Raw genomic sequence first — 24,714 nt, 5'->3', positions numbered from 1 at the left:
CGCGCGCGACGGGGCACGCTACCGAGATCACCACGCCGCGGCGCGCGAGCAAGCCGAAGTCGGACACGGAACGTCAGGCTGGACGGATGGCCACGGAGACCCCAGTCAGCCCCTCTGCCCCCAAACCCTCTCCCCCAACCCCGACGCCCTTTGCACGCGCGCTCGGATCGCGTGCTCGAGCACGGGCTTCGTCCCGAAGAGCTGCACCTTGCGCTTCGCGCGGGTGATCCCGGTGTAGATGAGCTCGCGGGTCAGGATCGGCGACACGCGCTCGGGCAGCACCAGGGCCACCTCGTCGAGCTCCGACCCCTGCGCCTTGTGCACGCTCATCGCGAACACCGTGTCGTGGGGAGGCAGCTGGCCGGGCGGGAAGCGGCGGGGCGTCGCGGACTTCGAGCCGGGGAAGAACGCCACCAGCGGCGGCGACTCGCCGTCGGAGACCGGGGCCTCGGGATCCCGCGCGATGACGCCGACGTCGCCGTTGAACAGCTCGAGCGCGTAGTCGTTGCTCGTGATCAGGATGGGGCGCCCGTCGTACCAGTCGCCGCGACCCTGAAGCTTGCCGTGGCGGGTGAGGTGCTCCGCCACGAAAGCGTTCAGGGCGTGAACCCCGAAGTTCCCTTGGCGGTGGGCACACAGGAAGCGGAAGGACGAGAGGATCTTCAGCTTCTCGTCCACGGGCGCCGTGCCGAGCCGCGCGAAGCGGTCGAGCACGAGCTCCCCGAACACCGCTTCGAGCTCGGCGCCAGGCTCGACGGGACACAGCTCCACCTCCGCGCCCGACCCGTCCAGCACCTCGAAGGCCTCCTCGGCTCGCCCGTTTCTCACCGCCGTCGCGAGCTTGGCGATGGCGCCCCCACCCTCGAATCGGTGCACGTACGTCAGGTGCACCATGCAGTCCTGGGCCCCGGACAGCGGAAGGCTCGGTGAGACGGGGAGCGCATCTCCGGTCAGACGCTTCACGACGCCGGCCATCTCCCGCGAGTAGCCGTCGTCGGGATTGCCACCGTAGATGTCACCGAGGATCGCCCCCGCCTCGACCGAGGCGAGCTGGTCCTTGTCGCCCAGCAGCACGAGCCGCGCCCTGGGGTGGACCGCGTCCACGAGCTTTGCCATCAGCGCCAGATCGACCATCGACGCCTCGTCCACCACCACGATGTCCGCGGGTAGTGGGTTGTCGCGGTTGTGCCGGAAGCGCGTGGGCGCCCTCTGCTGGTAGCCGAGCGCGCGGTGGATCGTCGAGGCCTCCGCGGGAATGTGAGGCCGCAGCGCCGCGGGGATGTCGGCCAGATTCTGCTGGATGGCCTCGCCGAGGCGCTGCGCTGCTTTGCCCGTGGGCGCGAGCAGCTGGATGCGGTGCGGCTTTCGTCCGTGCTCGAGCTCCTGCTGCTGAAGCAAGAGCAGCACCTTCGCGACCGTGTAGGTCTTGCCGGTGCCCGGACCGCCCGAGATCACCGAGAGGCCGCGCAGCGCCGCGAGCAGGCAAGCGCGGCGCTGACCCTCCATGCCCGGCTTCGAGACCGGGAAGAGCGCGTCGAGCCCCTTCTGGAGCAGCGCGCCGTCGAGCTCGGCGTGAACCACCTTGCTCCGCTCGAGCAACGCCTCCGCGAGCGCTCTTTCGTACTCGAAGTAACGCGCGAGGTAGAGCCTGCTCCCGGACAGGACGAGCGGGCGCGGCGCTTCAGCCGACGGGGTGTCCAGCGCGACCAGCTTGCTGCTCCGCAGCGCCGCGAGCCAGGACTCGAGCTCGGGCAGGACGATTCCTTCGAGCGGTTTGTCCTCCTCATCCGTGAACACGCGCGTGCCGAGCTCCGCGAGCTCCGCACAAACGTGGCCGCGCTGCACGGCCCAGCTCGCGAAGGCCGCACCCAAGGCGACCTCGGGGGACGCTTCGCCTGCGAGCTCGAGGAGCGTCTCCGCGAGCTCGTGGTCCAGGTGCGACAGCACCCCGAGCCCGCACAGCGTCGCCGTGGTCGAGGGAGCGGTCATGCGCCACCTCCCGCCCGCGCTTCGACGCCGAGCTTCGCGCCGTCGAGCACGGCGCCCAGGGCCCGGATGCGGGCGAGCGGAGGCTTCTCGAAGAAGACCCCGTTCCCGAGAGGCGCGCTCGGGTGCATCCCCTTCACGAACAAATAGAAGACTCCGCCGAAGTGCCGCTCGTACTCGTAGCCCTTCTTCCAGTGGGCGAGGTAGCGATCGAGAGCCAGCGTGTACAGGTGATATTGCAGGAAGTAGTGCGACTCCTCGAGCTCTCGTCGCATCGCGCCGAGCCCGTAGTCGTCCAGGTGATCGCCCAGGTGGTTGGTCTTGTAGTCCACGACGTACCAGAGCCCGGCATGCTCGAAGACCAGATCGATGTAGCCCTTGAGGAACCCCCGAAGCTCGCGGAAGCCCAGTCGCTCGACGCGGTCGGCGTACGCCGCGGGCAGCGCGCCACTCGGACGATCGCTCGGGTGCGCGCGAAACACCTCGGCCAGGCGCCGGCGTGTGAGGCCGGCGTCCCCCTCGCCCACCGGCATGCGGAACTCGAGCTCCGCGAACTTCTTCCGCGCCCCGATGTCCCCGAGCCGCGGCCCATCGCCGAGGAGCGGCGTCTCGAGGGTCTCCCGGACGGCTCGCACCATCTGCGCGCGGCGGATCTCCAGCTCCTCCGCGGAGAAGCTCTGCGTGAAGCCGGAGCCGTCGAGCTTCGCCTGGGCGACCGCGGCGATCTCCGCGTCCGTCGCGGACGCGAAGTCGAGCTGCTCGAACACGTCGTGGAACAGATCTCCGGTGCGCCGGCCACGCGGGAAGCCGTCGAGTGTGATGCGCGCGCGCTCGCCGGGCACGATGGGAGTGGGTGCAACCTCGGCCGCCGCCGCCGCGCTCACCTCCTCGTCGCGGTCCCGACCCTCCTCCTCGTCGAGCTGCCAGCCGAGCTCGCGCTTGATGAGGTTGGAGAAGCTGCTCGTCTGCTGCCAGGACTGGATCCGGCTCGGGATGGGCCGCGCCTCGAGCGGAGCGCCCGCTGGGGTCTCCTGCGTGATCGGGTCTTCGTCGTCGTTCAGCGGCACGGACCGGAGCGCGAGCGCGCCCTTGGTACGGCTCACCAGCTGACCCAGGTCGCGCTGAAGGACCGCGTCGGCGGCCTGGCTCAGGCGCGCTGCGTTCGGGAGTTCGGGCGGGGTGAGCGCCCCGGGCGGGTGCAACAGGTACGCCGCGGCCGACTCACCCAGGAGGTTGAATCCACCCCACACGATCGTCGTCCGGTGCTTGGCGCGCGTGAGTGCCACGTACGCCACGCGCATCTCCTCCGCGAAGCTCTCCCAGCGTGACCACTCCCAGTTGTCGCTGCGCGCCTGCGCATCCACGTCGATGTCGAGCGTCGCGCTGCCGCTTCGATCGTGGAAGCGGAACGGTCCGTTGATCTTCTTGCGGCCCACGGAGTCCCACAGGAACGGGCAATACACGACCGGGAACTCGAGGCCCTTGGCCTTGTGAACGGTCAGGATCTTCACCGCGGCCTCGTCGCTCTCGAGGCGGATCTCGGCGCGCTCAGGCACCGCGGCCTCGCCCCCGCGCTGCTCTCCGAGCCAGGCCAGGAGCGCCGCGGGGCCCAGGTGCTGCTCCGTCGCCACCCGGTGAAGGAGCTCCGAGAGGTGCAGCACGTTCGTGAGGCGACGCTCACCTCCGGCCAGCGCGAGCAGGTTGGCTGCCGCGCCGGTGTCCGTCAGGAGCGCGCGGAACATGCGCACGAACCCGCGCTCCACCCACAGCTCGTGCCACTTGCGAAAACGGGTCAGCCAGATCTGCCACCACTCGGGATCGGACTCGCGCGCCGCGATCTCGTCGCCGGTCACGCCCAGGAGCGAGGTGGCCACGGCGCGCCTCAGGTCGAAGCGGCTCATCGGATCGAGCACGGCACCCAGGACGGCTTGAACGTCCGCGGCTTCCTCGGACTCGAACACGCTGGTGTCGCTGATCACCACCGACACGATGCCGCGCGCCCGGAGCGCGTCTTGCACCATGGAGCACTGCGCGTTGGTGCGTGTGAGCACCGCGACGTCGCCGGCGCCGATGCGCTCCGGCTCTCCCGACCGAACAATCGTCGACTCGCCGCCGAGCAGACGCACGATATCCGCCGCCACGATGCGCGCGGCAGCGCGGCGCGCGAGGGACTTGTTGACGGGCTTCGTGTCGTCGGTGCGCGTCGCGAACAGCAGTTCGACCGAGGCCCGGGCCGAGGCGTGCGGCGCGTCGAAGGCGTTCGTGGCGCCTGGCTTGGCGCCCACGTCCGAGTAGTCGATGTCGGGGATCAGGAAGGTCCCGGGCGGCTGGAACAGCTGATTGATCACGCCGACGTGCCCCGGATCCGAGCGGTAGCTCGTCCCCATGCTGAAGCGGCGCGCGTTCTTGGCGGCCGCGAGGTAGGCGAACACGTCCGCTCCGCGAAACGCGTAGATGGCCTGCTTGGGATCGCCGATCAAGAACAGCGGGTGCGAGCCGCCGCCGAACACGCGTTCGAAGATCTCGAACTGCACGGGATCGGTGTCCTGGAACTCGTCGATCAAGACGGCCTTGAAGCGCTGGCGCAGCACCTCCTCCAGTCGTGGACCGTCTTCGCCCTCGAGCGCGTCGGCTACCCTGAGCAGGAGGTCTTCGAACCCGAGCACGCCGCGCTGAGTCTTGCGCCGCAGCAATTCCTTCGGAGCCTCGCTCAACACCTCGTGCTCGAGCGAGAGGACTCGCAACCACGAGAGACGGACCAAGCGCTCGAACGCGGCGAAGAAGGGGTGGGCGGCGCCGGGATCGCCGGCGAACTTCACGTACAGGCTGCCGGCGACACGGGCAGGGAACAACTTCTCGGCGCCCGGGGGGAAGTACAGCTCGTCCGGATCGTCGCAGGCCACGCAGGCGCGCAGCTCTTCGAGCAAGACGTGGATGGCGTCGCCCTTGCCGAAGGCCGACGCCTTGCAGTGCTCGCCGACGTAGGCGAACCCATCGAAGCGAGCGAGCTGCTGCCGGACTTCGGCGAGCGCCCGCTGGAGCGCGGCGGGCTCGACCGGCGCGAGCGCCGCCGGCACCACGGCCACGCGGGGGTTTCGCCGCGACTCTTCGAGCAGCTGCCTCAGCCGCTCCATGTCCACGCCGAGCGCGGCAGCTTGTCGCGCAAATCCCGGGGAACCGTGGGCGACGCGACGCTGCCACAGGTCGTACAAGACGTCGTCGTAGAGCTCGCTCAGATCCGGAATCAGCTCCGCGCCGAAGGGCACGCGGGTTCCGAAGGCGTTGTCGTGGAGCACGCGCTGGCAGAACCCGTGGATGGTGGAGATCGGCGCCTCGTCGATGTTCTCCACGGCACGCCGCAGGCGCTTCAGATCTTCCTCGAGCGCGGCGCCCCGGCGCTTCGCCAGCTTCGCGAACGCTTCGTCCTTCGGGATTTCTCCCCCGAGCGCGGCGCGGAAGGCCGCCTCCGCCTCGACGATGCGCCCGCGCACGCGGTCCCTGAGCTCCGCCGTCGCAGCTTCGGTGAAGGTGACCACCAAAATCTCGGAGGGGTCGAGCTTCGACTCCAGCAAGAGCCGCACGAACAGCGTGGTGATGGCGTACGTCTTCCCGGTTCCGGCGCTCGCCTCCACGAGGTTCTTCTTGTCGAGCAAGATCTCCACCGCGTCGAACGGAACGGTCGCCGGAGCGGTCATGGCTTCTTCTTCCCGCCCTTCGACGGCTTCGTCGCCTTCGCCGGCGCCTTCGCTGCCTGGGCCGTCGCCTTCGCACCATCGAGCGGGCCGTACACCGCCGCCGCCACCTGGTGGAACTCGGTGTGCTCGAGCTCCTTCTCGCCGACCTCGAACGCGGGATCGAACGGCGGCAGCATCCCGCTGAAGGCGCGCGTCGGGTGCGGATCGAACGCGGTCTCGCAGAGGTCCCCCTCGTCGTAAGCCTTGACCGCCGCCGCCTCGCCGTTCTTGCCTTGCGCGACCGCGTCGAAGTAATCGCGGCTGGTCTCCGGCATGAACGGCAACGGCCGTTCGAGCCCTCGGCGATAGAGCTGCACCAGCGCGCCCAGCTCGCGGGCCGCTTGCTGCGCCGACAGCGGGCCCCACTCGACGGCGTTCGCGTCCGCGCCCTTGCCTCGCCCGATCCACACCGTCCGTGCGCCGTTGTCGGAGCCCGAGCACAGCGCCAGGTGGCGGATCCACGCCTCCAGCACGTACTTGGGCGCAAGCCTCGAATAGGTGTGCTTCACGACCCCGCCGGCCCAGCGATCCCCGATCGCTCCCGTCACCCGCGTGCCATCTTCGAGCTCCACTCGCACCTCGAGCGGCTCGAGGCTGGGGCCCCGCCGCTCGGCCCGAGCGCGCTCGGCGATCGCCTCGCAGGCGGCGAGCAGCTTCTCCAGCTCGAGCCTCCCCGGATGTCCGAGGGGCAGCTCGCCCTGCGCGCGCAGCAGGATCTCGGCCTCGTCCAGCGGGCGGCCGTCGAGCAGGCAGCCCAGGAGAGCCGTGCCGAGCTTCCAGTTGTCGAGCTGGTCGAGCTCCAGCGGCTCCCGGTCGGACATGCCGCCGTCTTCCTGCCTGAGATACAGGCCGAGCCGGCGGTTGAGGAAGTAGGCGGGCGGCGACTTGAAGAACTTCACCAGCTCGTCGAGGCGGAGCTCGACAACGTCCGCGGGCCCGAGGCTGCCTTCCATGAACAGCTTCGTGGCTTGCCGCCCCTGCACGGACGACCGAGCGGCGGACGCGTACGCGATCGAGTGGCTGAACAGCCGCGGATCGGAGCCGTCGAAGTAGCGCGGGCTGAAGCCCTGGAGCGGGTGCGTCACCACGAACGCCTCGCGGGCGCGGGCGCTCGGGTCGTCTCCCTCCGCGCCAGCCTTCGTCGGAAGGTCCACGCGCGCCGCGAGGTAGTCGAGCAGCTCGGAGACGCACACGGAAGGCGGGCGTGGCCGATTGTCGCGCACGCTCTGGCCGGTGTAGGTGATGACGAGCCGCTCGCGTGCCGCGCACACGGTCTCCAAGAACAAGTAACGGTCGTCGTCGCGCGGCGAGCGGTCACCGGGGCGCCGCAGCAGCTTGCCGTTGCGAATCAGGTCGAGCTCGACGGGGCGCGGCGAACGGGGGAAGTCCCCGTCGTTCATGCCGAGCAGGCACACGACGGAGAACGGGATGCTGCGCATCGGCACCATCGCGCAGAAGGTCACGCCGCCGGACAGGAACCCCCGGTCCGCCCCCGCGGAATCTGCCGCTTCTTCGAGCAGCTCACGCAGCACCTGGACGTCCACGCTACCTTCGAAGCCCGCGGCGGCCGCATCGCTGACCGCGCGCTCGAGCGCCTGGCTGACGCGCGCCATCTGCCGCGCGCTGTCACGGCTCTCCGAGAAGAGCGCGGCGCCGAGCTCCACCAGGCTACCGGCCCACTCCGCCGGCGAACGTGGCCGTTCGAGCTCGTGCAACCAGCGAAACAGCGTGCGCGTGAACCACGCCAGTGTGCCGAGCAGCTGCGCTTCCTTGCCCTCCACGTCGTCAAAGGGCAGCACGCCTTCGAACAGCGCTTGCGCGCGGCCGGGCATCGCATAGCCGAGCATCAAGCGCCGCAGGCCGAAGCGCCAGGTGTTCGCCTCGTCCTCGGGCACGCCGAGCTGCCCGCGATGAGCACGGTCGATGCCCCAGCGCACGCCGCTCGCGCCGACCCAGCCTCGGAGAGTCTCGAGCCCCGCGGTGTCCAGACCGAAGCGGTGCTGCACGGGGCCGAGCACGAGCAGGTCGAACACGTCGGAGGCCGTGACCCGCCCGCGCACCATGCCCATCACGCGCAGGAGGGCGTCGAGCACCGGCGAGCCCTGTCGGTCGGAGCGATCGGCCACGTGGTACGGGATGAAGTCCGGATTGCCGAGGTCGCGCGAGAACACGGCCTCGATCAACGGCGCGTAGGTCGGCAGATCCGGGACGAGCACCACGACGTCCTCGGGAGCCACACGGTCTTCCTTCCGCGTCAGCAGCTCGAGCAGCTGGTCGTGGAGCACCTCGACCTCGCGCATCGGTCCGTGGCAGGAGTGGAACGAGATCGCGGGCTCGGAGCCGAGCGCGAGCTTCGGCGAGCTCGCCGGCGCGACGGCGTGGAGATCGGCCTGGAGCGCGGCGAGCAGCGAGCTTCCGGGGGGCGTCTCATGCAGGTCGTGCGGCACCGCCGCGACGCCCACCCGGCCGAGCTCCGTCTCGAGCACGCGGTCGAAGTCGGCGCCCAGCAGGCCTAGCGACGCGAGCAAGGCGTTGTCCACGTCGAGCTCGGCCCGTCTGCCCGCGCGCTCCGACTCTCGCAGCTTACAGGGCCAGAACCCCGGCGCCGGCGAGAACAGAAACAGATGAACGTCCACGTGGCGCGAGAGCGCGGCGAGCACCCGCACGTAGAGCGGGGGCAAGGTCGAGACGCCGAAGAGCAGTACGCGCGGCGGCAGTCCCTCGGGGCTCGCGCCCTTCACCAGTGCGTCGATGACCCGCTCGCTGGCCAGGCCCAGGTGGGGGCGGTTCAGGCGCGCGGAGACGTGCTTCCAGAGCAGGGGTTGCCAGCGGTCGCCCTCCGGAACGCCGCTGACGTCGCCGGCCTCCCAGGCGCGGATCCAGTCGGGCCGGTAGGTCAGGTACTGATCGAAGACGGTGGCGATGCGCGTCGCGAGCTGCGCCATCCGAACCCCGTGCGCGTCGCCGACGGCGTAGCGCTTCAGCGCCGAAAACTCGGCTTGCGCCACCAACTCGGGAAGCACGGCCTGAACCCCCCAAGCGAGTAAGTCTTCCGAGAGTGGGGGATCGCCCAAGGCGTCGTCGCCGAGCACCTCGCCGACGAGCTTCTCCACCAGCTCGCGCGGGTACAGCATGGGCGCGGCCCACACTCCGAAGCGCTTCGCCAGCTCGCCGCCGAGCCAGATGGACATCCCCCTGCCCTGCACGACGACAGCCTCGGGCGAGAGTGGCCCACCGATGGGCTCCGCGAGCAGATCGCCGAGCGACGCGACGAGGCGCTCGAGGCGATTGCTGCGGTGGAGGTGGAACATGTCGAGGGGAACGCGAGGCTAGGGCGCGCGGGGTCGGGCGCCAATGGCATGATGCGCTCGGGGTGCGACGAAGGTTGGCGCAGCGCTGCCGCGCGGGATGACATTATTCGTCCCAGCTCGGGTTGTCCTTGCCCGTCGCCGGCGTAGCTTGAGGTCATTCAGCAGAGGCCGCCGTGCAGCTTCGAGATTCACCGCCGGGCTCCAGTGCCACCGTCGCTTGTGGTGGACCCGCGCCCGAGCTTCAGGTCGATGCGTCGCTGCAGGTGGTCTTCGACCACGGCTCGGACGTGGGCGAGGTCGCGCGCGGCTACATCCCGGGCGGCGTGCTCATCGATCTGCCGTACTACGAGGTGAAGCAACGGCTCGCCGACACCCGCAAGGCCCTCGAGCACGGAGCCAAGGTCATCTACGAGGCGTCGTTCAACGCGGACGGCGTCTTCGTCGCCGTGGACATCCTCCATTGGTCGAGGCGCGGCTGGACCGTCACCGAGGTCAAGAGCACCACGAGCGTGAAGCCCGCCCACATCCCCGACGCCGCCATCCAGACCCACGTGGTTCGCAAGGCGGGGCTCGACGTCGCGCGCACCGAGGTCATGCACCTGAACACCCAGTGCCGTCACCCGAACCTGGCGAACCTGTTCACGCGCGCCGACGTGACCGAGCAGGTCGAAGCCGAGCTACCCAAGATCCCGCGCGAGGTCCGGCGCCAGCTCCGGATGCTCGAGGGCCCGCTGCCCGACGTCGACATCGGCGATCACTGCAACGACCCCTACGACTGCCCGTTCGTGCCCCGCTGCTGGCCCGAAGCGCCGAAGGACCACGTGGGCACGCTCTACAAGATCGGACGCAAGCGGGTCGAGCAGCTCCTCGAGGACGGCTACGAGTCCATCCACGATCTCCCTGACGACGTCGAGCTGAGCGACATCGCCGATCGGCAACGCCGTGCGGTGCAGAGCGGAGAGATCGTGGTCGAGCCCGGTCTCTGCGACGCCTTGGCTCAACTGGAAGGTCCGCTCGCCTATCTCGACTTCGAGACGGTGTCCCTGCCCATTCCGGTCTGGCAGGGATGTAGTCCGTACGACTCGCTACCTGTGCAGTTCTCCTGCCACATCGAGAATAGGCTCGGCGGCTTCGACCATCACGAGTGGCTCGCCGATGGGCCCGACGATCCGCGCGAGGCTCTTGCTCGAGCGCTCATCCACGCTGTGCGAAGCGCCAACACCATCGTGGCCTACAACGCCAGCTTCCGAGCTCGAGCGCATTCGCGAGCTCGCCGATGCCCTACCGCATCTCGCCTCGCCTCTGGCAGACATCGCGGGGCGCATGCGCGACCTGCTCCCCATCGTTCGCAACCACGTCTACCACCCCGATTTCGGCGGCCGATTCGGCCTGAAGCGCGTGCTCCCGGCGCTGGTGCCCGAGCTGAACCACGCCCAGCTCGAGATCCAGGATGGCGGCGTCGCGACGGCGGAGCTCGAGCGGCTGATGTTCGCTGGCGCGGATTTGTCCCAAGCGGAGCGACTAAAGCTCAGGTCGGCGCTACTCGCGTACTGTGAGCTCGACACTTGGGGGTTGGTGAAGATCGTGGAGAGGCTGCGCGGGCTCGCGGCCGCGCCTGCCCGGCAGATCCACGAAGCGGAACCGAAGGGCCCGATGGCCGGGGTGTGCACCGGGGTGCGCATGGGAGGCAAAACGAAAAACGCCGGCTGAGCTTCAGGGCTCAACCGGCGGAATTCGCACTCAGATTTTCGGAGCGGGAGAAGGGATTTGAACCCTCGACGTCCACCTTGGCAAGGAGCCGAAGAGGGTGACGGGCCGTGTCGACCCGTTACAAATCCGCAAGGTTACGTGACCACGCGTGCCTGGGCGTTCCCTCCCGTTTCGAAGGGTGGGTGTGCATTGGGGTGTGTGGAAGCGCGGGCGCTCCGCGTCATGTCACCTGCTGGAACCTTGCGCCTTGGCACCCAACCCGGCGAGCTCTCGAAGCTCGGCATCAAGGTGGCGAAGTCACCGAGCTCGGCTCGCGCCAGCTCGTGCACGTGGAAGCGGCGGTCGACCCCTTCGACGACTGAGCGCGCCCAGCGCGAATAGCAGCCCGAGTACCGTGCTGGCGCGCGCGCCACCGTGCGCGGGGACTCGGCAGCCGCAGCCCGAGTCGTCACCCGACGCGGCGGCGGTCTGGCCCGCGTGGCCTCCAGCGCTCGTGCCCGCGGCACCGCCGCCAGCGCTCGGGCCGCTGCCCGCGCCGCCCGCGCTTCCGCCCGAGCTGCCCGAGCCCGCGGCCCCTCCGCCCGCTGGCGCTCCTGCGCTCCCAGCTCCGCCTCCCGCACCGTCGGGCCCGGCGTCGATGCTGGTCTCGGCGGCGACCTCGGCGGGTGCGTCGGCGGGCGCGCCGTCGGTGCTCGCGTCGGCGGCGTCCGGCACCCACCAAGGGCCGTCCCAGGAGATGCCCGCGTCGAGCTCTTCCGGGCTGTCCTGTACGAAACGCGCACGGACCCGCGACGCCGTCGAGCCCTGCGCGGAGATGCTTCGCGGGTACACCACGAGCACTCGGCCCGCAGCGCTGGCCGCAGCGCGCACGCTCGAGGTGAGGGCGTCGGAGACCTGGAAGCCGCCGTTGCTCGCCGGGCCATCCAGTAGCTTCCCGTCTGAGCCGAGGCGCATCCCGACCACCGCGCTCACCCCGGCGGCCTGAGCGGACCAGAGCGTATAGTAGTGCTTGCCGTCGAAGGCGGCGCTCGGTGTGAAGTCGTCGAGCGAGCTCGTGGCGATGGCGATCGGCGCGGGGTCGAGCAGCGTGCCGTTGGCTGGCTCGACGCGCATGCCAAAGACGTTGCGCTGCGCCGGGGCGCCTCCCGCGTTCTGAGCCCACGCGAGCAGGAAGTTGGCGCCGTCGCTGGCGGCCTGCACCCGCGCCTTGTCATCGACGTCGGCCACGTCCTTCCCCGATGGGTCGATGCTGCTGCCGAGCGCGGCGCGCACTCGCGCATGACGGAGCTTCCACTTGCCGGCGGAGAGCTCTTGCCAGGCGATGAGATAGGTCCGCTGCGAAGCGTTCGCGACCCGGTCCGCGCTGACCGCCGGCCCCGAGCGATCGTTGCTCGCGCTGCCGATGGAGATCTGGTAGCCGCTCACGTTGCTCTGGAGCGTGCCGTCGGCGGCATAGCGCACCGCGCTGAGCGCCTTGCCACCCCCGGAGACCTGCTCGAGGTACGCCACCAGATAGCCCACGCCGTCGGAGGCGATCGCCGGCTCCGTCCGCGCGACGTTGCCGGAGGAGTAGTGGACCTGCTTCCCGTCGGAGGCAGGCGTCCCGTCGAGCACGGCGCCGTCCGAGGCGCGAACGCGCGTGCCGCGGATGCCGCTCGTACCGCTCTCCCACACCACGAAATAGTCCTTGCCGTCGGAGGCTACGGCCGGCGCGAGCTGCTTGCCGGCGCCGGTGGACACGGCGAATCCGGTCGGGTCGAGAAGGCTGCCGTCCTGCCCCTTGATCCGTGCGGCGAAGACGTCGCTGTCGTCGAGGCCCGGCTGCCGATTGCGATTGTCCGCCCAGACGACGAGGAAATCGGCACCGTTGGAGGCCACCCGCGGCTCGAGCTCGTCGTTGGCGGACTTGGCGACCACGGTCGACTTCTGCACGGCGAGTGTGGTCGGGTCCACCTGCATCGCCACGCTGTAGTTGAGGGCGAGCAAGCTGCCGGGCGAGAGCGTGGCGCCCACGATCGGGTTGCCGGCGCCTGTCACCGCCGCGATCCACTTGCCGCAGGTCCCGGTCTGCTTGTCGGCGAGCGCGCCAGTGGTCGTGTCGAGGCGCGAAGCGTATAGCGCCTTCGACTGCACGGTCAGGAGCAGCCGCGACGTGCCGCTCGCCAGTACGAGCGCTTGGGTGACTCCGGTCGCGCTGCACACCGGGAGGCCACCGGGCAGCTGGTTGAACTCGTCGGGAGGATCGAGCACGACCCCGGCCGGCGTCACCCGGGCCCCGGTGATGCCACCCCCGCCCCAGGTTCTCCACGCGACGAAGTAGTTCGTGCCGTCGAACGCCGCCGAGGCATCGTCCATGCCCCAGCTCACGGCAGGGCCGCTGGCGAGCCCCGTGATCTTGAAGGGCGTCGAGTCCAGCACCGCGCCCGTGGTGGCGTCGAAGCGAGCTCCCTTGCCGTCAGCGGCGACTAGGACGTTCGCTCCGTTGGTCGCCACGGCTTTTCCGGTGCCGCTGAGCCCGGTCATGATGGCGGTGGGGCTGGTCGTCGGGCTGCCGTCCACCCTCTGCCCCGTCACGGCGTCGAGGCGCGCGCCGCGGATCACGCCCGCCGACCCGCCTTCGGACCAGACCACGAAGTATTGCGAGCCGGTGAAGAGCAACGCCGGGCGACCTTCCAGCGCGCTGGTGGTCGAGATCGGGATGTCTTTCGCATCGAGGACGAGCCCGTCCGACGCTCGGACGCGCTTGGCCAGCACGTCCGAGAAGAAGCCGCTCACAGTCCAGGGGTAGGCGATCAGGAAATCCGTGCCGTTGCTCGCGACCGACGGACGAGCGGCCCCGAGCACAGCGCCGAACGCGTCGCTCGCGAGCGCGATCTCGATGCCGAAGGGGTCGAGGAGCTGCCCGCTGGTCGCGTCGACGCGCGCGGCGTAAACCCACCCCTGGGGGCTCATCCAACTCACGAGGTAGGTGTTGCCGGCTCGCGCCACGGACATGGACGGCGAGTCGTCGGCAGTGGACACCGGATTGTCGACGCCGAATTCCGGAGAGATCAACGGATCGAGGACGGCCGGATAGCGTGCGCCGTCGACCGCGCCCGCGGGCACGCGGAGCACGATCTCGTCGAGGACGAGCTCGGCCAGGACCGCGAGCTTCTCGCCGTTCGCGTCGATCCACGTCGCGTGGCCGTAGGCGAGGCCGAGGCCCGAGCCTGGGTCGAGGAAATGAAGCCCCGACGCCGTGCGCGCGGCCAGAGGCAGGCCGGACACGCGCAGCCTCACCTCGAGCGGGCCTGCTCCTTCGGGTCGTCGGTCGAACGTCCAATCTTGGAGCACCCCAGCGCGCGTGTTGCGACGGCGCTCCGTCACTCCGTCGCTCGACGAGCTGACCGACCCATCGCGTTCGGCGATGCCTTCCTCGCCGAACGCGGCTCGCCAGCCGTCCCGCCCGAGAAACACCCGCTCCAGGCTCAGGCTGAGCGTGGACTCGGCCCGGCCGCTCGGAGTGACGCTGAGCACGGCACCTTGGCTCCGGCTGGTATAGCTACCGCACGCGGCGCGAAAGCCGGGCGCCTCACGGCGAAAGGCGAAGCGAGCGCTCTCGACCAACGCGGCGAAGTCCAGGCGGATCTCCTCGGACGCGACGCGCGGCGGAGAGCTGCCGCCCCGCCTGTCGTTGCCCTCGCAAGACGCGAGCGACGCGAGCAGGACGATCAGCAGCAGTGCGATGTGTGCAAGACGCATGGTGCCTCCACCCGCCCGCGATTGTGCCAGCACGCGGCGGTGGTGCGAAGGGCTGATTCGTTCACCGCCGCCAGAAGTCCTCGAGCAGGCTCGTCTTCTCCCTGCTCACCGGCAGCTCTCCCCGACCATCGACGGGCTCAACGCCGAGCTCGGACGCGCCGGCATCCACGACCAGCTCGTGCACAAGCGGATCACCGCGCTCGCGGAGCTCCGCAACAGTGCCGACCACGGCCACTTCGACAAGGTTTCGAAGGAAGACGCCGCCGACATCGTCGGCTACTTCCGCCGTTTCTGCTCCGACCACCTCGTGCATCCTGGCCCTTGATGGGTCGTGACCACGTCACGGCCGCCGCGGCGGGCACGGCCCGCCGCGCCGCCCTCTGCACGGCGCGGAGTGGTCTCGCTGCTCGTCACTGCGGCCGTGTAATGGTGCGTTGGGTCTCGACGGCGGAGTTCGGCGAAGCGCGGCTCGACTTCCACGCGGCGCGGCGAGGTGCACCGATGGGCCGCCCGCCGCGGGCCAACGCGCCATTATTCGGTCCGCGGCGTGTCGCTACTTGACCCGGCGAAACCGCACACCGCCGGATTGATCACGAATCGGCTTCGGCCCTCGGATCACACCTTGTGCTGATGCCAGGCGGTGCAACGCACGATACTGCGCCTTCTCCCGTTCGCTCGCAGCGGTCAGGAAGCGGGGCAGCCAATACAGGGCGTTATCGACCGCGTCAGGGTAGGTTTCAAGCTCACGACGGAGAAAGGCAACAACCCGACCCACCCCGACCTTCGGCACCAAGCAGCGAAGCCAAAGCTCTACATCGCTTGGGTCCGAGCCCAGGATGCCCCTCTCCAGCAAATTCTCCGCATGCTTGCGATTCGTCAGCGCGGCGCGAGCGACCTCCAACCCGACGACGATGTCGCGAGAAATCAGGCGCTGGATGAGCTCGTATCTCTCGGCGTCGGGCACTTTCCGCAATCGGCGGACCAGCGTGCTTTCTCGCACGCTGTTTCGTGGCCGAAGCGGCACGTTCTCCACATCAAGAGATTCAGGCATCACTCGAATTGCGCCGGTCGGAAGCTGCTGGAAGGCAACCCTGCCTGGCCACTGTACTCTGGGCCCGGACGGAAATGGCCTGATTCATTGCTCCACCATCGAATCTCCCCACGCGTTGTTCGACCAGAGAACTGAATCCTCCCAGCGTATTCAACGTCGCTTCCCCTCGCGATGTCCGCGTGTCCGATCCGAGTCGCTCCGGCTTTCAAGCTGACGCGCATCGCGTAGATCCTGCCGTTCTGTGTGACGAAATTGTAGCTCCCGCTGGCCGATCTGACCTGCCCGCTCGGCGTGATCTCCACCCACTTTCCCCCTCGCTGCTCAAGCACTGACGGTCGTACTGGGGTGGTAGGCGTGCTCGGGTCGAGATTCTTGAAGAGCTTGGAGCCCTTTGGACCACTGCCGCCGCTCCCGCCACTCCCACCGCCGCCATCGGGAGGTGCACCGGGCGCCGTCGGCGAAGCCGCCGCAGGCGCCACGGAGCCGCCGGGCGTAGATGCCAACTGCGGTGACGACCGTTCTGGTGCGTCTGCCGTCATCATCAGCGCCGCTCCGAGGATGATGGAAGCCCGAGAGAGCGCAGTGAGTATGCGCGTCCCCAGGGTCTCGCCGACTACCGGCGCCGTGGTCGTCGGCGGAGCTGCTCGCGGACCCACCGGCGCCGGTGGCGGAGGCGGAGTCCGCGCCGGCGGCAGGAAGGGCGTCGGAGATGGCATCCCGGACGCGCTCTGCGAACACGACATGTTGGACCAGCATCCCTGCTGAGTACCGGCGGCCACGCCGACGTTGTCCTGGCCGTTGTTCGCGCCGCCGGCCCCCTCGAATCCGCCGCTTGGATTCGCGGCCGGCGCTCCACCGCTCCCTCCAGTTTCCTGTAGACCGCGCGGGTCAACGTTCTTCAGAGCCCCGCCGCTCACGTACGCGTACACATTCAGGTCCGCGCCGAGCGCATGTACGGTCAACGGATCCGCACTCACCCACCGATTCAGAAGCGGCGCGTAGTACCTCTTGCCAAAGTACTGCAGCCCGACCTCAACATCGTTCTCTTTGCCGGTGAACCGATAGTCCTCCCTGAATCCGGCCCACCTCGCAGGCCTGTAGTCGCTCTCCGCAGCCCCGTACGCCTGGAACGTACTCCTCTCAACGAGCTCGCTCGTCGCCCGGTCGAACACCACGCTCGTCGAGCCGAGGTGGTCGCCGAGCTCGAAGAGGACGTGGAGATGTGACTGCCCGATGCTCGGGACGTCGAGGTCTTCCCATGCAACGCGCGCGAGCCGGGCGCCGTTCGCGAATAGGTATGGGACTTCGGTGGTCTTCGAGAGCTCGTAGTCCGCGTCGTCCGCGGTCCCCGCGAACCCGTACGCTGCCCTCCGCAGCTCCAGCGAGCCGAACACGTACACCGTGTGGCGCTCAGCGCCGCTCGAATCGATCGCGGTCTTCAGGACACGCTGGTCGCCGGCGTCGTATGCGTGACGGAGGCGCGCCCCGAGCACTGCGCCCGTCGGCACGCCGTCGGCCGGCGGCGCGGCGCCGGTGGGCAGGTCCCAGCGCGCAGCCTCGGCGAGGCGGCCGACCTCGTCCCACTGGTACTCGAAGATCTGGCTGCACCCGCCGGGAGTCGGGAGGCACGGCCCGGTGCGCTCGAGCGCCAGGCGAACGAGATGCCCAGCAGCGTCATACTTCGCGCTGAGCTCACCCTTGTGGGTGGAGGTGCCGCTCTTGTTGCTGGCGGCTGCGAGCTGGTACGGCTTGCCGTTCGTCAGGTTGTTGGTGATCGAACCGAGCGAGCGGTCGTAGAAGCCGCCAACGTCGTCGTCGGTCTTGGACGTGTTCCCGAGCCAGTCGTATTCGAACGCTTGCCAGAGCGGGCGCTTGGCAAACGACGAGTGCGGGCTCGGCGTCGCGCGGCGCGGATCCTGGAGTGCGGCGGTGCCGCTGTTCTCGGCCTCGAACGGCGAGGTCCAGGTGTCGTCGCCGGCCGCGTACTGGTAGTCCACGCGCCGCACGCGGTTCAGGTCGTCGTACTGGACCTTGCGTGTGACAGGCTTCGCTCCGGCGGGCCACTCGTCAGCGATGCGCCAGTCGCGGATCTCGACGGGGTTATTGACCGAGTCGTATGCGAAATCCTCGTCCTGGAGCAGGAGCTGGAAGGTCGGCAGCGAGCCCGGGATCGGCGCGGGCTGAATGACCGCGGGCGAGACCGACCACTGCGGCGGAGGACCGCGGTAGGTCTGGACGTTCTTGAGTCGCCGCCGATTGTCGAAGAAGAAGTCGGTCGTGGTCTTCGCGATGTCTCCGTATTCGATCGACTCGATGAGACCGTCGGCGGTGCGGAGCACCTTGTTGACCAGCGAGCCGTAGCTCCCGGCCACGCTGCCGACTGCGCCGCGATTCGTGTAGGTCGTCTCGACCGCGCTCTCGTTGTTCGTACCGAGCAGGTCGGCGACCGTGGCCCCCGTGCTGGCCTTCACCTCTCGGTCGGCGGCGTCGAACGCGACGGTCTTGTAGTACCACCTGGGCGCGTAGCGCCCTGCGAGCGGGCCGGTCATGTTCGGTCGCGTGACCCGCACGGCTTCTTCGAGCTTGCGGCCGCGCGCGTCGTATCGGCTCCAGACGGCCGAGGCTCGATCGAACACGGCGACCGGGCGGCCGAGGGAGAAGCCGGTCGAGAAGCCCGCCGGCGCTTCGAGCCCGGTGATCGGAGTCGCCGGAGCGGTGTCATAGAGGTAGATGACCTCGAGGCCGGTCAGGGTGGAGACCGTGGGCGCGCTGTAGGCCGCGTGCTGGCCCGTGACGCAAGGCGCGTAGTCCTCGCCGGCCAACCGCCCGGCGCCATCATAGAAGAAGCTCGAGCCGCAACCGCGCGCGTCGCTGGTCGCGCGGAGCTCCCCCTGATCGTTGTATGCGTACCGCCACGCTTTGATGCCCTGCCCGACGTCGGCGTTTGCCGCGGGATTCGCGGTGAACCCGACCGTGGTGTGGGGCTCGACGTTGAGCACCATGCGCCCGAGGGTGTCGTAGCGCATCCAGCGCACGACCTTGTCGTTCGTGCCGGCGCGCACGCGCTCGATGACCTCGGGCTCCCCGGTTGGCAGATAGGTGGTGCGGGTCTCGCGCGCGATGATCGAGCCGTTCTCGCGGAAGCGCTCGATCGCGACCGCGGTGCGGCCGTGTCCGTCGCGGCGTTCCGTGGCCGGCGTGCCCTGATGTGGGCCTGGAAGGATGTCGGCCGCATCGAAGAGGTCTGTGCTCAGCGCGTGGTAGACGCTCTGAAGCGTGACCGTGCCGTCAAGGTCGAAGGTCTGGAGCTGCCGGCCGAAGGCGTCGTAGCGCTGGCGGCCGTACGGGGCGCTCGGGGCGACGCTCACGTCGAAGGACTGCCACGTACCAGTGAAGAAGACCTCGAGATACTTCCTGCGAAGCGCGCCCTTCGCGTCGAAGTCCACGAACCCGCCGGCGACCCAATCGCCGCCATCACCAGCGGCCTTGTCGGCCTCCTTCAACGTCGCGCGCGTGCGGCCCATCCCATCCACGAAAGAGACCGACTCGAGGTACTTCGCTTCCGCGGGCCCGCCACCGTCCTGAGTCATCGAGTGGATGGCCGAGTAGGGCTTGTTCAGATCGGGCGGCAGGAAGTAGGCCAGCTTGACGGTCTCGACCGTGCCCGCGCCGCCACCGGGCAGCGGCCGAGTGAGCGCCGTCAGGCGTCCGAAGTGGTCGTACGTCATCCTCGCGGGTTGCGCGTTCCAGTCCCTCACCTCCGAGGCGAGCTCGAAGCCGCGGTCGAAGTCGGCCTGCGTCGTCAACGGGGCGGTGCCGCAGCCGCCGCGGAAGATGGTCTCGGTAACCGGGAGGTCGGCGAAGGCAGTGTCGTAGGAGATCTGCCGGCAGCGCTCAGTCTGCCCGCCTCCAACGGGCGCGACATCGTCGGTGACGTTGCCGAACTGGTCGTAGGTCTTGTTCGCGACGATCTTGAGACCGTCGGTGGACAGACCCGTCGGCACTGAGCCGGCGACCGAACGGTCCACGCCCAAGGACCCAGCGAGCTGGGCATGGACGTAGATGAGATCTCCGTTCGCGTCATACGTGTTCCGTGTGTCCTTCCACTCCGTCGTGCCGTGGTTCTTGCCGGTCACGAAGCTCCGACTCGTGCGCCAGTTCCACTTCGTCGGATCTCCCGGCGGCAGCGCTGCGAGAGTGTGCTGCCAGATTTCCTCGTCTACCGCCGGGCACGCATCGCCGCTCTCGCACCCGAAGGCCTTGGCGAGCGTTCGGTTTCCGAAACCATCGACCACGAAGATCGAGCGCGTCCGGGCGAACCCAGCGCTCGCACGGGTCGGCACACTCACCGGTGTGTCGTCCGTCGTGGTGCCGGCGACGTCGAGCGTCACGGCGTTCACGGCGGCCACGGTTGACGCCGTGGTGGCCTGGGCGGTGTCGTACAGGGTTTGGCCGGTCTCCACCACGTGGGCGTGTCGAACAACCCTCCCGTCCAGTCCTTTGTAGAGCTCGCGCAGCACGTACCGGTTCGACTCCGTCTGCAAGTAGCGCCCAGTCTCGTCGCGACGTTCGGTCAGCCACGGCAGCCCTTTCAGCGCCTCACGCGGGTTGTCTCGCCACCGCTCGGGCAGGGTGCACTCGGCAGTGGTGTTCGTGGGCGTCTCGTCCACGCACTCGCCCAGCAGGAAGCGCGAGTTGGTCATGTCGGTCGGGCTGTTCACGTCGCCGACGCGGCGGGCCGACGCGCGCGCGAACCCGCGGAATTCGCGCTGCTGGCCGTCGAAGCCCGGGTCTCCGTAGGTGTATTCGGTCACGTACGCGCCGCCGAGCCCGTCTTGCTCGGTGACCTTCTTGACGACGTGCGCGACGGTCGGCATGCGCGTCGCCCACTTCGCCGGAGTCGCTTCGGCCGCGAGCATTTCGGCCGTCGAGGTCGAATACTCGACCGCCGTCGTCTTGCCGAGGCCGTTCTGGACCTTGGCCAGCAGCCACGGGCGCACGCCGCCCGCCAGGTCGATGTACTTGTAGTCATAGCCGTCACCCCAGAGGATGTCCCGGGTGCCCGAGCCGTCGACGTCCACCAGGCGCACGCGGTCCGTCGCGGCGGGCTTGGGCGGCGTGTTGTAGAGGATGTGCCGGTCGGTCCAGGACTCGCCGTTCACGTTCAGGTAGACGTCCACGGCGTTGAACCGGACCTCGACCAGATCCGAGAGCCCGTCGCCGTTCACGTCGTCGAGCAGGAGCTTGCCGTCGCCGACGACCCCGAAGTTTGGGCTCGACGTCATGGCGATGTGCCGGTCTTGACCGAACGTCCCGGAGGGGCAGTTGTTGCGAATTCCCGTTCCCCAGAACCCGTTCCCACGCCCCGGCCAGTACCGGATCTCCCCGGCGCGCACCCGCACGATGTCGGTGATGCCGTCCCCGTTCATGTCGCCGAGGAAGACATCCGGATCGCTGAACTGGATCGGCGTTGCGCTCCACGGGAGACAGGAGGTCACCGGATCGTTCGATGCCGTGGCGCTTTCCGGCCCAGTGCGCGTGCCTTTGCCGAACTGGCCGTCCTGCGACGGGTAGCGTCCAAGGGCGAAGAACGTCTGCATCTGGGTGCCGGTCGTGACGACGACGTCCACGAGGCCGTCGGAATCAACGTCGAAGACCCGAATCTTCGAGCTTTCGTTCGTGAAGTCGATCTTCACGTCCTGCGCGGACGCCGTACTGATCGACCGGCCCTTCCATTGCCACGCGCCGTTCACGAGCTCCGGCGCCAGCACCTCGTACTTCTTGGCGATCGGCATGTGCACGAGGTTCGCGCGCCCGTCGCCGTCCAAATCGAACACCGAGACGTTCGTGTTCGAGAGCTTCAGGATGTTCTCGTCCGTGCCCGCAGGGATTCCGGCAGGATCGACCGCAATCGTCGTCGCGCTGAACCCCAAGCCGAGCGGGTTCGTCGTCGCGCCGGCAGCGCCGCTGACGAAAAGGCCGTGTTTGCCGTTGAATAGGGCCGGTGCCGTGACCACCACGTCCGGCAACGCGTCCGAGTTGACGTCGAACAGGTCGGTGAGCGCCTCGTCGAGGGAGTACTTCGGGCTCGAGCCGAGGGAGACTTGCTTCTCCACGAAATCCTCGAACCCGAGCTTCCCGGGCTGCGGCTTGACGTGCGTGTACTCGAACGTCATCGGCGGCAGCTTCGCGCACGACTGCGCGTCGCCTTCGCCAGGCGCGGACGCCTCGCTGCCCGCGCAGCGTCCCTCGACCTCGACCTTCTCGAGCAGCGAGACGTGGAAGGAGTCGTTGTAGGTCAGGTGATACTTGCGGACGCGCTTGAATCCACCGGTATTGTCGAAGGTCTTGCTGGCGACTTCCACCGTCGCGAGGCGCCAGCGCTGGTCGATGCGCCAACCGGGCCGGAAGGAGAAGGTGGGATCGGGTCGGAGTTGCCAGACCAATTGGGTGTGGTGAGCGAAGTCGGCGAGCGTGGTCGTGGTCGGGTTCGCCTTGGGTGTCGTGTCGTAGATGTCCGTCAGGTAGGCACGGCCGGAGTCTTGGGTGTAGCGATACACCACGACGTTTTTTGGATTGGCGTCGCCATGGGTGTCGTACTGCCGGACGAGGTGCCAGCGGTAGATCTCGGCTAGCGCATCGGAGTTGCGCTCGAGCCCGGCTGTGTACGTGGTCTCGTTCAGTGGAACGCCGAGCTCCATCGTGACGCCGGTCTTGCTCTGCACGCGCCACGTACTGCTGCCGTTCCAGAAGAAGCGGAGGAACGACCCTTCAACGCGAGGACGGTAGTACTCCCACCCGGTAGCCCACGCCGGGAGCTCCTCGCCTGCCTGGAGCTTGCCCGCGCACCCGAGCGTCGCGTGACCGACGGTGCAGATCGGGATCAGCTCCTGCCCGCCGTTGAACACGAAGCGGTCCCGCTCTGGGTGCCAGCCCGTCCCATCGTTGTACTTCGGGGCGCCTCGATCCGTTTGCCGTGCGATGAACGGCACCGGAAGATCCCAGCCCACGCCCGCCGCGCCGAACCCTGCGCTCGAGCTGTACGAGAGCCCGAGCGAGGGCTGCGCAGCCCCACGGGCCGAGGGCAGCGAGAAGGGCACGCTGAACGTGGCGATGCCCGTCGAGAGCTGGGCAGAGAAGCTCTCGCCCATGCCCTGGATGCTCCCACTGGTGCTGGGGAGCGAGATGGCTTGGCTCGTGACGCCACTCTTGTCGGCGCCGCTCGGCAGGGATGCCGGTGGTATCGCGGGGGCCACCGGTGTCGAGGACACGTCCACGCCGGCGACGGGCTTGGTGCTGACCTTGGCCTCGCTCTTGTTCCGAACCGCCGGTTGTGAGCTCTGGCGCTCTGACGATTCCGCGACGGGCAGCTCGGACTCCGCCTGGGCTTCGGTCGAAGCCTCGTCCGCGGATTCCGCGGCGGGCGGTGACTTCTCGGGCGAGCTCGCGCGGGCTTCCGGACCGGTCGTGAGCGCCACGCAGGACCCGAGGAGCGCCGCCGCGACGAGCGCGATGCGGCCTGCCACACCCGTGCGCCGGCTCATCCTGACCCCGCATCGAGCATGAGGTTCTTTCGCAGGATCGGCGCAGGTATGAACTCGACGACGACGTCCGGCGCGCCTTCGTCCTTTCCGAAGACGAGACCATAGTCGTCCCACGCAGTGACCAGCGCGCCCTCAGGCGCGAGAGGGCTCGCCGCAAGCGCGGGAAATCGCTGGTCGCCCGGCGTGTGCCCGTCCCATCTAGGCAAGCGCAGAGGCGCGCCCAAGGTGATGGTCGAGCTGTTCCACAGGACTTCGCGCAACCAGAGCTCCTCGGCCTTCGGATCGCCGGATGCAGCGGCTTCGCGCCATGAGAGGTAGATGCGTGAGCCGACGCGAACGGCGTTCGGGTGGCTCTGGGCTTTGGTCACCCCGGTATCGAGCGCGATCGCTGCGGTGACGCCGGGGGCGCTCGGGCTCAGGAGCGCACCACGGAGCTTGGACGCCGCGCCTGAGCCCGCGCTGAACACGACCAGCAGCGTGGACGAGTCGAGCTCGGCCAGAGCCGGCTTGTCCTCGGTCCCCGGAGGAACGTGTGGGCCAACCGACCAGGTGGTACTGCCGGACCGTGCTTCGAGGGTCTCGGAGCCGTTCGTGGTGGTCGCGCGCCACGCCGCCGCCCATGTCGATCCGAACGTGCCGAGCGCGACGTTGGCTTCGGCGTTCGGTGAGTCGGCAAGCGTCTGGTCACCTGTCGACTGGGGATTGAGCGCCGCGTCGAAGAGCCGGTAGCGGATGTCTGGACCGTTCACCGCATCGGAATCGTCGACCCACGCAACCACGAGCTCTGTCCCGGTCCAGAGAACATCTGGGTCCGACTGTGAGAACGTCGTCGTCTTGTTGGCATGGGCGGGCTCGCCGGAGGGCGCCGCGGAAGGATCGGCGAGCCGCAGCGCGACACCGAGCGAGTCCCCATCTCCGTCGAAGTCCGTCCACGCCACCGCGTACTTCGTACCGGGAAGCGCCGCCACGACGGGTGAGCTAAAGAGGAGCGGTTTCGACTTGGTCCCGGTGCTCACGAGCAATGGGCTCGCGATGCGCACGCCCTTCGGGTCGAACGCATTGAGTGCGATGCGCGGCGGCGCGAACCCGGGCTCCACGTAGGCCACGGCGAAGCCATCGGCGTCGGCAGCGACCGGGTGTCGGCCTTCGCCAAGGTAGCGACCTGAAGCGGGCTTGCCCGAATCGTTCACCGGCGGCGTGACGCACAGGAAGTCGTTCACGAAGCAGGTCGTTGTGCAGGCGTCGTCGTTCGAGGTGTTGCCGTCGTCGCACTCTTCGTCGAGGCCGCGGATGCCGTCGCCGCAGACGGTCGAGACGGGGCCGCTGTCGACGTCCGCCGACGCGTCTGGCGCTCCGCCGCTACCGCCATCGCCGGGGTTGATGCCGCCGGAGCCGCCGAGCGCATCACCACCCGTTGCACCGTTGCCGCCGATGCCGCCGCCAGCCGCGCCTCCGCCGCTGCCGGGAACTCCGGCAGCGCCGCCGCTGCCGGCAGCACCACTTACACCCGAAGCACCTCCGGTGGCCGGGCCGCCATTGACGGCGCCACCCGGTTCGGTCGGACCACACCCTCCCGCCGAGGCGATGCTCCCGGCGAGGGAGAAGGCACCGAGCCGCTGCGCCCAGGACCGCATGCA

General features: G+C 68.9%; 9 protein-coding genes. 1 reads left to right on the top strand and 8 read right to left on the bottom strand.

The window, feature by feature from the left end; translation table 11 throughout:
* Positions 1–105: 105 nt before the first annotated feature.
* Genes recD through recC form a run of 3 tightly spaced genes read right to left on the bottom strand, consistent with a single transcriptional unit; the run spans position 106 to position 9,031 of the window.
* Positions 106–1,989 (bottom strand): exodeoxyribonuclease V subunit alpha, encoded by a 1,884-nt coding sequence (gene recD, locus HS104_06510; GenBank protein MBE7479625.1) that lies wholly within the window; start codon positions 1,987–1,989, stop codon positions 106–108.
* Entirely contained in the window at positions 1,986–5,681 is a 3,696-nt protein-coding gene (gene recB, locus HS104_06505) for an exodeoxyribonuclease V subunit beta (GenBank protein MBE7479624.1), read from the bottom strand. Before recB ends, recD begins: the two co-directional genes overlap by 4 nt.
* A complete protein-coding gene (gene recC / locus HS104_06500; GenBank protein ID MBE7479623.1) occupies positions 5,678–9,031 on the bottom strand; it encodes an exodeoxyribonuclease V subunit gamma in 3,354 nt (1,117 codons plus the stop codon). The genes recB and recC overlap by 4 nt, the downstream gene beginning before the upstream one ends.
* Positions 9,032–9,204: 173 nt before the next feature.
* Between recC and HS104_06495 the strand changes: the two genes are divergently transcribed.
* A complete protein-coding gene (locus tag HS104_06495; protein ID MBE7479622.1) occupies positions 9,205–10,587 on the top strand; it encodes a DUF2779 domain-containing protein in 1,383 nt (460 codons plus the stop codon).
* Positions 10,588–11,038: 451 nt separating this feature from the next.
* Here the strand turns inward: HS104_06495 and HS104_06490 are convergent, their stop codons facing one another.
* The 5 genes from HS104_06490 to HS104_06470 all read right to left on the bottom strand — a co-directional run bounded on the left by HS104_06490 (position 11,039) and on the right by HS104_06470 (position 24,711).
* A complete protein-coding gene (locus tag HS104_06490; protein ID MBE7479621.1) occupies positions 11,039–14,482 on the bottom strand; it encodes a hypothetical protein in 3,444 nt (1,147 codons plus the stop codon).
* 61 nt (positions 14,483–14,543) lie between these two features.
* Positions 14,544–14,795, bottom strand: a complete 252-nt coding sequence (locus HS104_06485; protein MBE7479620.1) for a hypothetical protein — start codon at positions 14,793–14,795, stop codon at positions 14,544–14,546.
* A 240-nt stretch (positions 14,796–15,035) separates the two neighbouring features.
* Entirely contained in the window at positions 15,036–15,533 is a 498-nt protein-coding gene (locus HS104_06480) for a hypothetical protein (GenBank protein MBE7479619.1), read from the bottom strand.
* Positions 15,533–23,077 carry a hypothetical protein gene (locus tag HS104_06475; GenBank protein MBE7479618.1) on the bottom strand — a complete coding sequence of 2,515 codons (7,545 nt, stop codon included), beginning with the start codon at positions 23,075–23,077 and terminating at the stop codon, positions 15,533–15,535. Before HS104_06475 ends, HS104_06480 begins: the two co-directional genes overlap by 1 nt.
* On the bottom strand, positions 23,074–24,711 hold the full coding sequence (locus HS104_06470) for a hypothetical protein (protein MBE7479617.1): 1,638 nt from the start codon (positions 24,709–24,711) through the stop codon (positions 23,074–23,076). Before HS104_06470 ends, HS104_06475 begins: the two co-directional genes overlap by 4 nt.
* Between the last annotated feature and the right edge of the window lie 3 nt (positions 24,712–24,714).

Source organism: Polyangiaceae bacterium (assembly GCA_015075635.1).
GTDB lineage: Bacteria > Myxococcota_A > Polyangia > Polyangiales > Polyangiaceae > JADJKB01.
Note: the sequence above shows the minus strand (reverse complement) of the source record. Positions and strands in the feature narration are given on the sequence as shown.